This window comes from Ignavibacteriales bacterium (assembly GCA_015709675.1).
In the GTDB taxonomy this organism is placed as follows: Bacteria; Bacteroidota; Ignavibacteria; order Ignavibacteriales; family Ignavibacteriaceae; genus H2-BAC3.
Genome location: CP054182.1, coordinates 3,657,299 through 3,669,408, shown reverse-complemented (window position 1 = coordinate 3,669,408; position 12,110 = coordinate 3,657,299). Strand labels below are relative to the sequence as shown.

Genomic DNA, 12,110 nt, shown 5'->3' with positions numbered 1-12,110 from the left:
ATAAAAGCAATATGAAACTCAAGAAAATCATTGTAAGCCTCTCGTTTATTGTAATAACGGCTTTTGGCATCTCTTCATGCGAAGACGGAATTAATATCTTCTCCGATGCTGATGATGTTCAGCTCGGTCTGGAGGTAAGCCAGGAGATCAACAACAATTCCGCGGAATATCCGATATATAATGCTGATAAATCGCTGAAGAATTACATTGTTAATAATATTTTTAATGAGATTCTTGCTTCTCCTAAAGTCGCGAAAAAGAACATCTACAAGTATTCGCTGGAGATTGTTGATAATGATTCAATCCTGAATGCATTTGCGCTCCCCGGAGGTCCGGTTTATGTTTATACCGGCCTGCTGAAATATCTTGATTCCGAAGCTGCGCTTGCAGGAGTGCTGGGTCATGAAATAGCACATGCTGAGCGCCGTCATGCAACTCAGAGAATGACGCAGTATTACGGCATCTCCGTGCTCTTCTCTCTGATCCTTGGTGAAAATCCCTCACAGCTCGCTGAGATTGCAGCCAACCTTTTTGTAGGTCTGGCATTCCTGGGCAACAGCCGCGCCAATGAGGATGAAAGTGATGAGTATTCAATCACCTATCTGCGGGATACCCGGTTTTACCCCGGAGGAGTGAAATTCTTCTTCGAAAAATTGCAGGCTGACGGGCTGGTAACCGGCGGTTCAGGCCTGGAGACCTTCTTTTCCACTCATCCTGACCCGATCGACCGGATCGCTTCGGCAAATCAGCGGATTCAGACTCTGGGGCTGCCTCAGTACCGCTATTCTGATAACGGAACCGGAATCTTCAGGGACGAGTACCAGGCAAATATCCGGAGCAAACTGCCCTGATTTTTTAACAAGGTATTTTTAAGTTTTTATAAAAATCCTTACATTAGAAGTCTGTCTGAAAATATTTATTTTCTGGCGGGGTAGCTCAGTAGGTTAGAGCAACGGAATCATAATCCGTGTGTCGGGGGTTCGAATCCCTCCCCCGCTACAATTTAAGGAGTAGTTTTTATGTACACATTATTAATGGTGCTTTCAATAGTAGTATCCGTACTGCTCATCGGAATCGTTCTGGTTCAGGCGAGCAAAGGCGGAGGGCTTTCCGGTACCTTAGGCGGGGCCGGGCAGGTTGGCCAGGTTTTTGGCAGCCGCAGAACTGCGGACTTTCTGAGCAAAACCACCTGGTGGCTTGCAGGTGTGCTGGTTATTCTCGCTGTTGTTATCAATCTGTTCTTCCTTCCGAGTGCGGAACTTGATAACAGAGACAGTATTATCCAGGGTTCAGGCAGTGTTCCTCCGAGCACTTCGGTTCCTCAGGCGCCCCCTTCAGGAAACTAAAAAGTAAGCTTACTAAAAGAGCAGGTCACAATGGCCTGCTTTTTTGTTTTAAATGGATCATGAGTGAGCAGGAGAGTAAAAGAGCAATTCGCACTAAGACGCAAAGATTATCTTTGTGGTGACATAGGACAATCTGGTTTTAAATTCTGAATTATGGAGTATAAATAATCAGATTTGTATCTTACCTGTTTCATAAATCTGAGAGCAGCTTCCCTGTCACTTCGATCATGAAAGAAGAATGCTATGAATTATCTCAATCTCAGTAACGACTAACAATTATCTGCAGCTTAAGTCGGAAATAATCTCGCAAAAAGTTGCTAAGGTGCTGAGAATTAGTCTGTGGCAAGGAAGTTCCTTGAGAAGGAAAATTTCTCTGAAAAAAATAAAAAATTAGAAATTTTTATATTATTTTACTCTTATTTTTCGGATGCCGTGGGGTGTATTTCTTTACGGAGAAATTTCAATAACTCATAATGAAAGTAGCACCATGTACCATCTGTTAGTTCTGTTGATTTTCGCTGCTTTGTCCATTTTTGATCACACCCTCGCCCAGCCGGAAGCTTTCTCCAATAGGATAACTATTGTTTTTCCTTATTTTGAGCCCGTAAATCCCGCTATCGTTACGAGTGGTAATTGGGATTTTACGCCGATGACAAAATTGTCATCAAACACCTATTCATTTGAAGCACAACAATTGAATGTAGGTGAGCCGTTTATGTTTTATGCACGTTATACACTACCGCCGTTTAATTCTGGCCAGCCATACTACGTTTCTACGAAAGAAGCGGGATTAAGCAGAATCATTTATGCCAAGGTTTATGTCAATGATGTACTTCTGAGTAATTCTTTTGTTCAATCGGATGGAAATATTCACTACAAGTTTTCATCAAATGGTTCAATTATGCCTGTGGATGATACGGGGCAGTCAATTGTCAATGATCGCATTCCGCCCGAAGTTCACTGGCCGTTTTACAAGATTCATTACCCGAACAATCCATCTCATTCGAATCCGGATATCAATCAGGTTGTTGCCTGGGCCACAGTAATTACAGATAATAATTATGATATGCCGGTTAAAGTTGAAATTGATTATCTGAGATTATATGCAAGAACAGCCTCAGGAGATATATTACTGACTACAGATGAATATATTTCAGGTTTTAATCAGACTTCTGATGGTGGACTATACTGGCGTTATCCATTTTTCCCTCCGGAGTTTGATCAACACACACCAATGCCGGCCATTAATGAAAACGAAGCATTAGTTTTTTATCCAAACCAACATCGAGATACGGTTTGGCATTTCTGGAATTCACAGTGGCCCAGAGCAGTAACTAGTCCGCAGCACACCTCATACTTTGCTCAGATTTCTTATCGCATTACCGGTAAAGCCGCAATTCAAATCGGTATTGATTTTTATGGTGGTAGCGAAGGTAATACTTACCGTGTTTTAGAGGCTGGTGTTAGTGATTGGGGTTTTGAGACTTACACTAATGCCTGGAAAACTATAACCTTTGATACCAAGCCAGCGGTAACATCTTTAGAAGGCAACGACATTAAAATAAACGATAAGAAATTCGAGATGTTGCAATCCTTCCCAAATCCTTTTAACCCAAGGACAACCATTGAGTTGCGTCTTCCTCAAAGCGGGAAATTAGTTGTAATTATATATAACCTAAAGGGGGAAAGAGTTGCTGAATTGTTTAATTCTGAAGTGAAGGGTGATAATGTTATTCTAAAGTTCAGTGGTAAAAGTTTTGCTTCTGGAGTGTATTTTGTTCGGGCAACATTTGGTGAATCAGTTATAACTCAGCGTTTGCTGTTGATGAAGTAAGCGTGAATCCAATGATAGTGGATCAGTTAATGTTGAAAAATATCCAAACTCTTAAGTCTCCGCTCCTCAACACAGATGATCATCTGTCTTTCATCAGGGAAAAAATAAACGCAAAGTAAGATAAGTTCCCCGCAAAGTTCCGCAGAGTTTATTTCTTTATGAAGGCAGGCTTAATGATCTCGCTCAAAACCGTTAAGATTATATGCGTACGGATAGATGGGAATCTGTCTTAAGGCTGTAACTATAAATAATCCCCCAAACCCCCAAAAGGGCACACTGATTTTACGGATGCTTACCCAACGCTGATGAACACGGCTTGAACATCATGCAAATTTAATATTCCACTCTCCGCTTTCAATTATCAATTAAATTCTTCTTCGTATTCAATGAATTCAGAAGCCAGCAGCCCTATTATTCTGTCCTCTACGGACTTCCAGTAGTTTTGCCCTTTGGCCTGATAAAAGAAGATAATTGATACGATAAGATCATCCCCCGATATGGTTTTCAGATATCCGGATACTGATGAGGTTCCGCGCAGAGTACCGGTTTTACCCCTGAAATTATGCATTGCTGAACCGCTTTTCATCCTGCCGATAAGTGTGCCGTCCACTCCGGCAATTGAAAGACTGTTATATATATTGTCAAAATAATCCGGATGAAAGTATGCCCATTCAAGCAGGCTGGAGAGTCCGGCTGCTGAGGTAAGATTAAAACGGGATAGTCCGGATCCGTCAACTATCTCAGTGCCTTCATCATAAATATCATTTTTATCAAGAAACTTTTTCACCGCTTTTGCCGCATGAAAACCGCTTCCTTCAGTTCCGCTTTCTGCCGCGCCGACAACCTTAAAGAGGCATTCCGCGAGAAAATTATCACTCCGTTTATTGACGATTGAAATTACCTCCTGAAGAGTGACACTTCTGTAAGCAAGTTCATAAGAACCCTCCGGTGTATTCCCTTTTGCCGGCCGGCCTCCTACATAGATGCCTTTTTCTTTGAGTGACTTATAGAGAATATCCGCAGCATTAAGCGACGGGTCAGCCACGTTGATATAACTGATTCTTTTTCTCTTCCGGCGGACTTTAACAATCTGCTTCTTATTTCTGTCAACCACCAGTGCTGAAACCGGTGCAAGGGGTGCAAGGTTTGCCTCATCCTCAATCCAGTCCTCACGGGAATAGGCTTTATCAAAATAACTGTCATCCCCGATAATATCACCATTGATACTCATAACGCCCATCGCACGGAGTTCGTCTGCCATCGAGAGGACATCCTCCGAGGTCAGGAGGGGATTACCAAATCCTTTAATATAAAGATTGCCGTCAATCACCCCGTCTTCGATGGATTTATCTGGGGTGAAAAGGGAAGTCTTGAGCCGGAAATCCTTGCCAAGCTTTTCTATTGCTGTGAAGGTGGTGTAGAGTTTGGTGTTTGAAGCCGGAATCAGAATGTCGCTGGCGTTCTTCTGGTAAATGGTATCTCCGGTAAGAGGATTTATTGCGAGAATAGAGACCTTTGTTCCGCGCGGGAGTTTTGCGAGTATCTCATCAATTTTTTCAGCGGTTAATATGGTTGTTTTCCCTCCGGCTAAGAGAGATGCCGAAAAGAGAAGAAAAAAAAGAAAAAAATTCATACCTTTAGAGTCTTGTTAATTCATTTTAACGGTGACCACCACGAACACCCTTCAAGTGAATAATGAGCAAAGTGAATCTAAATATAAGTAATTCAATCATTTATGAATAGTAAAAAATCTGGTAAAAGTATGGCAGAAGAAAAAAAGAAGCTGAAAGCATACGAAAGTCTGGAATTCCTCCACTCTCCTGATGCTCGTCTGATCAGGATTATGTCAGAATATGTTGAACCTGAAGCCCGTTTCCGCAAACTTAACGTCTGGGATACTATTGTTTTCTTCGGTTCAGCCCGGTTGCTGCCCCGCAAGGATGCCCTGAAAAATTACAATAAGATAAAATCATCAGATCCAAAATCCACACCGAACTTTGCGGAACAGCTGCGTAAAAGCCAGGTGCTGCTTGATATGTCCAAATATTATGAAGATGCTGTTGAACTTTCGCTGAGAATTACCCGCTGGTCTATTGATCTTGGACTGGATGAAAAGCGCTTTATTGTGTGCACAGGGGGAGGCCCCGGGTTAATGGAGGCAGCAAACAAAGGAGCCAAAGCAGCAGGAGGATACTCTGTCGGACTGAATATCAGTCTTCCCTTTGAGCAGTCCGGAAATAAATACGTCACTCAGCAGCTTTCTTTTGATTTCCATTATTTCTTTATGAGAAAGTTCTGGTTTGCGTATCTGGCAAAAGCGCTGGTGGCATTCCCGGGCGGATTCGGCACTATGGATGAGCTCTTTGAAATCCTGACTCTGGTTCAGACCCTGAAGATTAAGAAAAAGCTAAGCATTGTGGTGTATGACGAAAAATACTGGAAATCTCTTGTTAACTGGGATACTCTGGTAGAGCACGGCATGATTAATAAAGAGGATCTTGATCTCTTTAAGTTCTGCAATACGGTTGATGAAGCATACGATGTGATAACAAAACACCTTGAAAAGTATTATTTAAAAAGACGCAGAGCGGAGTCGCCTATCAGTCTCTAAGGGGAATAAGTAATCGGAGGGGGAAGCTGATGATTGAAAAAGAAGGGAACCTGATCAGCAGGAGTCAGGTTCCCTGAATTCTGAAAATTAGTCTGAAAGCTGATCCATTCTGTACGCTCTGCGTGCAGCTTTAATCTTTTCCATTCTCTTTTTAACAGAAGGTTTTACGAAGAATGTTCTTTTCTTGAACTCCTTCAGTACACCGGAACGTTCATATTTTTTCTTAAAGCGCTTTAACGCCTTATCAATATTCTCGTTTTCCTGTAAGGTAATACCTACCACTTATTTCACCTGCCTTTTACTGTGGATTTATTGTTTCGATTAATTTTTTTTCGCCTGAATTCTGAAATTTTACGACAATTGAGCTTCTTCCGCCGGAGGTGGTTTCTTTGGAAACAACCACGCCGAAATCGTTCAGTTTTTCATGGAAGAGGGAGTCTCCCACGTTATATGACCGCATGGGGGAATAGGTAATTCCGGTTGCGGTATCAAGTTCCGGGACTTTGCTTCTGACCGCTTCTTCATACTGCGTAAGATCTACAATCATTTTCTGACGGCACTTTTTGCACTTTGCCCACACCTTGTTCTCATCCCCGCTGACAATTTCCGCGGTCCGTTCCATTTTGGTAACCGACTGACAGAATTTACAATAGTATTCGATGTTTTTAGTTTTTGCCATTACAATGCCGTAAAAAAAATAGACTTTAAAGTTACTAAATCATTACCTGAAAACCAACTTGAGGGGTGATTTCGGGAGAGTGCGGAGTGAAATGGTGAAATCCCGGCACTATCAGTCGGGGTGTCCGGGTACTGATACCCGGACAGAACAAAAACGGAGATGCGGTAAGGAGCCTGTTTCTTGAGAATCAGGATTTTGACTCTCCCGGTGTTACCACCAAAACCGGCACTTTAGAATATCGGATTACTTTTTCAGCTACCGAACCGATCAGGGTATGCAGAAGACCGGTTCTGCCATGTGTGGCTATAACTATCATATCAATGTTATTATCAGCCGAATAGTCAACAATTTCCTGATAGTCAATCCCGCGGACTACTGACGCTTTAATAGTCAGGCCTGATTCAGATTCCAGCTTCTTAACCACCCGGTCAAGGTTTTCCTGTGCTTCTGAAAGGATGCTTTTCATGATGGCATCTTCGGAAAGATCAAGGGAGCGGATTGCCAGAATTGGCGGGGTTTTCTCAATTACGTGCAGCAGGTGCAGAGATGCATTATTCTGCTTTGCAAGGGTTACGGCATAGTCTGCAGCCGAGAGTGAAAAATCACTAAAATCAGTTGAAAGGAGAATGTTGGAAATAGTTACCATATCAGTTGACTCCGTTGGTGTAATATGATGAAAGTTCTTCCTTCAGGGTAGCAAGTTTCTGATCAGAGACGATGGTAGAAATATTTCTGCCGCTCCGGAAAACCGCAAGCGAGTAACTGTCTCTTTCAGCAAAGTAGGCATTTTCAGATTCAAGTTTTTCCCACAGTTCATCAGAAAGTGCCAAAGTTTTTTTGAGCAGGAAATGTGCTTCATCTGCCTGGAACACATAAATCAGTTTTCCTTCAGGATCAGCATACACATGATGAGCAAGCTTTTCTCCTCTGTCTTCTGAAACCACTCCGCCGAGAAGTGAACACCCTTTAACCGCAGGAATGGCAGTTGCATAAACCACACCTTTTTCGGCAAAGAACGACTGTATCTTTTCTGCATCAGCTGTTACAATCTGCGGGGTAAGCTTGCCGGCTTTAATACTCGAGAAGTTTGTTACCGCCTGCACAATCATATTGTTATCACCGCTTTGCAGAGCGATAAGATTCTCACTGGCTGTAAGACTGTTCAGAATGAAAAACCCGATTAAAATAACTGCTGCTGCTGCCGCACTAATGGTGAAGCGGGGGTAAAGAACAGTGGTTTTTTTCTGCCCGCCTGATCTTTTAATTTCATTCAGGATTCTGTTTTTTACATCCTCAGGGCAGGGATGAAACGCGCAGCGGCTGCGTACGGTTTTTTTAATGGCGCTCTGAACTTCATACTCAACGGCAAGTTCTTTATCCGCGGAGATGATGCTGCGCAGTTTTTCAGCTTCCTGCTGATCGTTTATTTCACCGTCAACAAGCGCGGTTATTGAAAATCTGATATCCCTGCTCAAGCCATCCTCTCATCACTGCTGAGATAACCTTTTTCCTGAGCGTAATCTTGCAGCTCTGTATAAAGCATTTTGCGCGCGCGGTGCAGCCGGGAGCGTACGGTGCCTATAGGGCAGTCAACAAATTCCGCGACTTCCTCATAGGTAAATCCTTCAATATCAGTGAGTATAATCACTGTTCTGAAATCCTCCGGCAGTTTTGCAATTGCCTGGGAAACTTCATCATCGAGGAGATTCTCAAATGTATCTGCTGTAAGGTGAGCTTCATCAGGATTGGATGGTTTAACATTCTCATAATATTTTTCTACTTCCTCGTAATCGAGCTGTACCGGGGTTTTCTTCTTTTTCTGGTAGGCATTGATGTACGAGTTCTTCATTATGCGAAACAACCATGCCTTGCAGTTGGTTCCTTTCTCGAATTTATCAAAGAAACGGAATGCTCTCAGGTAGGTTTCCTGAAGAAGGTCGTTTGCGTCATCCTCATCGCCGGTAAGCCGCAGGGCGAAATTATGGAGTGCATCCATGTGGGGCACTGCCTCACGCTCAAAGTCAGCGTAAAGAGGGTCCTGACTATTATACGTTTTGCTCATGAAAATCTTTATTTGATGATAGTACCATTTCTTACAAAGCCGGCTCCCGTTGAGGGATAGAGAAGGTATCCGTTAATAACCAGGTAAATAGGTTTTGAGTCCTTCCGGACCACAAAACTTGCATTCCTGTTCAGCATCAGCCGGTCAGGAAGCTCTCTTTCGGAATTCAGTATAAGATTAACTCCTAATTTACTAAAATTCCCGCCAAGTTTCCTGGCATTTGTTCGAACTGTGTGAAAACCCTGCTTGTGCAATCCGGAAACAACCTCGGGGGTGAGTTCCTGGAGAGAGTAAAGCTTTTCGGGCAAAGACCCCGCGGTAATTTCATAGCCGTTGAAGTCATACTCTTCCATCCCGTAAAACACGGAAAGGTCGCCGATTTCTTCAACTTCAGAATAACCCATCAGTTTACCATCGGGCTGAACGGATTCATAGCGGTTAACGGCAATATCAACGGTAAAACGCTGACCATCAACCAGATAGGAACAGTTTCGGTAGATAACATCAAACAGACGGGTATCGTTAAAGGGGAGTGCGTCATAGAGCTCTGTTGAAAGGAGCTCAACACCACCGCGGCTTATTCTGTGAAAAGCCTCGAGCATGATGATAAAATTGAGCTTACGGATGAACTGCTTTTCGGGGTCACCGGGCCAGCCTCCTGATTCAATAAGAATGGTCGCGCCGCCGAGTTTCTGGAAATTATCACCAAATGCCCGTGGTTCAAAGGTATCATCATATTTAGCTGTATGGCCGGGGATGATTTTATTAAGAACCTCCGTCATTCCTGAAATTGCCTTCATAGCCAGGAGGCGGTTCGGGGTAATGGTTTTTTCCTGATCGGGTGCAGGGGCCAGAAATGAAATAGCTGCCACGTTATGCGAGTTGCCTGCGGAGTACCGCGGCTGCTGATCATGAAGATTAAAAGCGTAATGGGGCTTTAGCCGGAGATAGGTCTCCATCAGGATTCTGGCTTCAGGGGTAGTGAGCCTGAGAGCATCCCGGTTAAGATCAATGGCAATGCTGTTGCGCCGGGTGAAATCATCAGCGCCGTCAGGGTTCACCAGCGGGAGTATATACAGGGAAACAGCATCGTGCATTATCTGCCTGTCGTGCCGGAAGGAGTGTGTATCGGCAAGAAAGTGAAATATATCCAGCAGCGCAAGCGAGGCGGTTGCTTCATCCCCGTGCATCTGTGACCAGAGGAAGATGCGGGTCTCCCCCCTGCCCCAGCGGTAGAGGTTTAGCTCCCTGCCTGAGACTGATCTGCCAAGATTCTCTTTTGAGAGAAGTCCGGACTGAACAAACTGTTCCATCAGTTTCATATAATCATCCGGAGGGAAGCGTCTGGTCTGGATTGACCGTTCCAGATAATTACCGTAAGCATGATAGAGATCATTGGCGAAATTCTGCGCATGAGCTTTCATTGCAAACACCGTTACAAAAAATATAAAGAGGATATGTTTCATGACTGCCGTAAAGGGTTTTCTTTTAGCAGAAGTAAAATAATGATTAATTTAACGGAAATGAAATCATGATACAGAAAGGGTGATCAAAATGTCAGAACTCAGCTTAACTGACCTGATGCCTCACTTCAGACTCCCCGCGGTTGACGGCAAAACATATGAATCCGGTGATTTTGCCGGAAAACCGATACTGGCAGTAATTTTCAGCTGCAACCACTGCCCCTATGTTCAGGCGTACGAGGAGAGGATAAAGGATATTCAGGCACGCTACGGGGCAAAAGGGGTGCAGATTATTGCTATCAACCCGAATGACTCTGCTTCCTATCCGGAAGACTCTTTTGAGGAAATGAAAAAGTGTGCGGAAGAAAAGCAGTTTAACTTTATCTATCTGCGCGATGAAACTCAGGAAACCGCGCGCGTATTCGGAGCATCGGCGACACCGCAGTTATATGTATTTAACCATGAACGGCGGCTGGTGTACACCGGAAAGATAGATGACAACTGGCGCGAACCGGAACGGGTGCAGACCAGATATCTTGAAGATGCATTAAACGAACTGCTTGAAGGGAAAGAAGTCTCCGTCCCCGAAACCTACGCGGTGGGGTGCAGCATAAAATGGAAAAATTAATTGATAATGGAGAATGGAAATTGATAATTGAAAACTGACAAGAGAAGAGATTTTTTTAGACAACTGGGATGCCATAACCACATTACGCAATGAGACGACGCAATCACAGGGGTATTGTGTTTATATACATTTTATATAGTGATTGCATCGTCTTTACAGAAGGACCGGTGTTGTTTTTCGTAAAGACGATGCAAATGCTTGCCGGATGTTTTATTTGTAAAAATATTTAGCATTTACGTCGTCTCTGGGAAGAATGGGGGAGGCGGCGTCTAGGGGAAGAACTGGGAACACATCGTATCAGGGAAGAATGTGTGTAGTCCAGAAATATGCCGTCGCTACGCGGCTTTTGGTGCGTGGTTGATGTGGCGTGTTATTAATATGTCGCCGCTACGCGGCTTGGGTGTGTGGCTGATGCGGTGTGTTATTAATATGCCGCCGCTACGCGGCTTGGGATTGGTGGGGTGATTGAAATTCTATTAACGGGTCACCCGCGCTGCGGGTTAAACTGCGTGGATTTTGATCGAATTTCTATTAACGGGTCACCCGCGCTGCGGGTTTGGTTATGTCGTTGATGTGGCGTGTTATTAATATATCGCCGCTACCCGGCTTGGGTTCCGGCTCCCTTCTCCTTTCCAAGGAGAAGGGCTGGGGATGAGGTTTGTTCTATACGCGGGAAAGATATATATAATCTTAACTGACAGAAACGATATATCACCGCTGCGGCTTTTGTCAATATATCTTCCCTGTTTACGAACTCCTAACTACTAATTTTACTCCGGTATTCCGAGTTTGTTTTCGAAGTCGCTGATCAGTTTTTCGGGTTTATCGGAAACGGAAAAACAATAAACAGGATATAAACGGGAAAATATCTTAATGGCCTCGGTAACTAATGAAGCTGAGGTGGTGATACGGCTGGTAAGGGGATAATGTTTTTCGATGAGTGCGAACTTCAGTTTGAGCAGATCATCATAGTGTTTACGGGGAATAAATTTCTGGTGCATCATCTCAGGCATTTTGTCAAGTTTCATGAGAGAAAATTTTCCGCTGATGCCGCAGCGGTCAAAGATCTCCGTCATGAATTCCCGCTTTGTTTCCATATTCTGCCTGAAGTAAAATTCTTCTCCTTTGGATTTATTCAGAAAGAGCCCGATATCAATGCCCTTTTTATCCAGGAATATATAAAACTCTGAATCAAGCTTAAAGCGCCCAAAGTGGATAAGGAAATAGGGGCGGTAGGGATTCCCTTTTGAGAAACGCATATCATTATTCATGCGCATCAAAGTTTCATTGAACTTCGGAGCGGTCCTGATGCCGGGAGAAAGTAGCCGGAAGAACTCCCCGATATCGGTAACGAATGCTTTTGCCGGAGCGACTATCTCCTGATCGTATATATCGCGGCTGGCATCGAACCAGTCCTTGTTGTTGTTCTTTTCAATGCCTGCCAGAAAGGCAAAGGTTTTTTTGGAGAATCCCCTGAAATGCTCCAC

Annotated in this window: 13 protein-coding genes and 1 tRNA gene; 6 read left to right on the top strand and 8 right to left on the bottom strand. The window is 43.7% G+C overall.

Annotated elements, in window-relative coordinates; genetic code table 11:
* Window positions 1–11 precede the first annotated feature (11 nt).
* The 4 genes from HRU80_14475 (at window position 12) to HRU80_14460 (ending at window position 3,180) form a co-directional block, all read left to right on the top strand.
* Window positions 12–851, top strand: coding sequence for a M48 family metalloprotease (locus HRU80_14475; GenBank protein QOJ30005.1), 840 nt, complete (start codon window positions 12–14; stop codon window positions 849–851).
* Window positions 852–925: 74 nt separating this feature from the next.
* A tRNA-Met gene (locus HRU80_14470) sits at window positions 926–999 on the top strand.
* A gap of 20 nt (window positions 1,000–1,019) precedes the next feature.
* Complete coding sequence (gene secG / locus HRU80_14465; GenBank protein QOJ30004.1) at window positions 1,020–1,346, top strand: preprotein translocase subunit SecG; 327 nt, start codon at window positions 1,020–1,022, stop codon at window positions 1,344–1,346.
* A 487-nt stretch (window positions 1,347–1,833) separates the two neighbouring features.
* Window positions 1,834–3,180, top strand: coding sequence for a T9SS type A sorting domain-containing protein (locus tag HRU80_14460; GenBank protein QOJ30003.1), 1,347 nt, complete (start codon window positions 1,834–1,836; stop codon window positions 3,178–3,180).
* Between the two features lie 361 nt (window positions 3,181–3,541).
* On the opposite strand, the gene dacB is transcribed toward HRU80_14460, so the two are convergent.
* Window positions 3,542–4,813 carry a D-alanyl-D-alanine carboxypeptidase/D-alanyl-D-alanine-endopeptidase gene (dacB, locus tag HRU80_14455; protein ID QOJ30002.1) on the bottom strand — a complete coding sequence of 424 codons (1,272 nt, stop codon included), beginning with the start codon at window positions 4,811–4,813 and terminating at the stop codon, window positions 3,542–3,544.
* Window positions 4,814–4,942: 129 nt separating this feature from the next.
* On the opposite strand from dacB, the gene HRU80_14450 reads away from it, so the two are divergent.
* The gene (locus HRU80_14450; GenBank protein ID QOJ30001.1) at window positions 4,943–5,791 is read left to right on the top strand and encodes a TIGR00730 family Rossman fold protein; all 849 of its coding nucleotides are present in this window, start codon (window positions 4,943–4,945) and stop codon (window positions 5,789–5,791) included.
* An 87-nt stretch (window positions 5,792–5,878) separates the two neighbouring features.
* Here HRU80_14450 and rpsU read toward each other — a convergent pair whose 3' ends face one another.
* The 6 genes from rpsU to HRU80_14420 all read right to left on the bottom strand — a co-directional run bounded on the left by rpsU (window position 5,879) and on the right by HRU80_14420 (window position 9,998).
* The gene (rpsU, locus tag HRU80_14445) at window positions 5,879–6,073 is read right to left on the bottom strand and encodes a 30S ribosomal protein S21 (protein ID QOJ30000.1); all 195 of its coding nucleotides are present in this window, start codon (window positions 6,071–6,073) and stop codon (window positions 5,879–5,881) included.
* Between the two features lie 16 nt (window positions 6,074–6,089).
* On the bottom strand, window positions 6,090–6,470 hold the full coding sequence (locus HRU80_14440; protein ID QOJ29999.1) for a hypothetical protein: 381 nt from the start codon (window positions 6,468–6,470) through the stop codon (window positions 6,090–6,092).
* A 187-nt stretch (window positions 6,471–6,657) separates the two neighbouring features.
* On the bottom strand, window positions 6,658–7,116 hold the full coding sequence (locus tag HRU80_14435) for a universal stress protein (GenBank protein ID QOJ29998.1): 459 nt from the start codon (window positions 7,114–7,116) through the stop codon (window positions 6,658–6,660).
* 1 nt (window position 7,117) lies between these two features.
* Window positions 7,118–7,945: a hypothetical protein gene (locus HRU80_14430; GenBank protein ID QOJ29997.1), complete on the bottom strand. Its 828-nt coding sequence runs from the start codon at window positions 7,943–7,945 to the stop codon at window positions 7,118–7,120.
* Window positions 7,942–8,532: a sigma-70 family RNA polymerase sigma factor gene (locus HRU80_14425; GenBank protein QOJ29996.1), complete on the bottom strand. Its 591-nt coding sequence runs from the start codon at window positions 8,530–8,532 to the stop codon at window positions 7,942–7,944. Before HRU80_14425 ends, HRU80_14430 begins: the two co-directional genes overlap by 4 nt.
* 8 nt (window positions 8,533–8,540) lie before the next feature.
* The gene (locus HRU80_14420; protein ID QOJ29995.1) at window positions 8,541–9,998 is read right to left on the bottom strand and encodes a peptidase M14; all 1,458 of its coding nucleotides are present in this window, start codon (window positions 9,996–9,998) and stop codon (window positions 8,541–8,543) included.
* 88 nt (window positions 9,999–10,086) lie between these two features.
* Here HRU80_14420 and HRU80_14415 point away from each other — a divergent pair, with 88 nt between their 5' ends.
* A complete protein-coding gene (locus tag HRU80_14415) occupies window positions 10,087–10,623 on the top strand; it encodes a thioredoxin family protein (protein QOJ29994.1) in 537 nt (178 codons plus the stop codon).
* A gap of 770 nt (window positions 10,624–11,393) precedes the next feature.
* Here the strand turns inward: HRU80_14415 and HRU80_14410 are convergent.
* Entirely contained in the window at window positions 11,394–12,110 is a 717-nt protein-coding gene (locus HRU80_14410) for a DUF2461 family protein (protein QOJ29993.1), read from the bottom strand.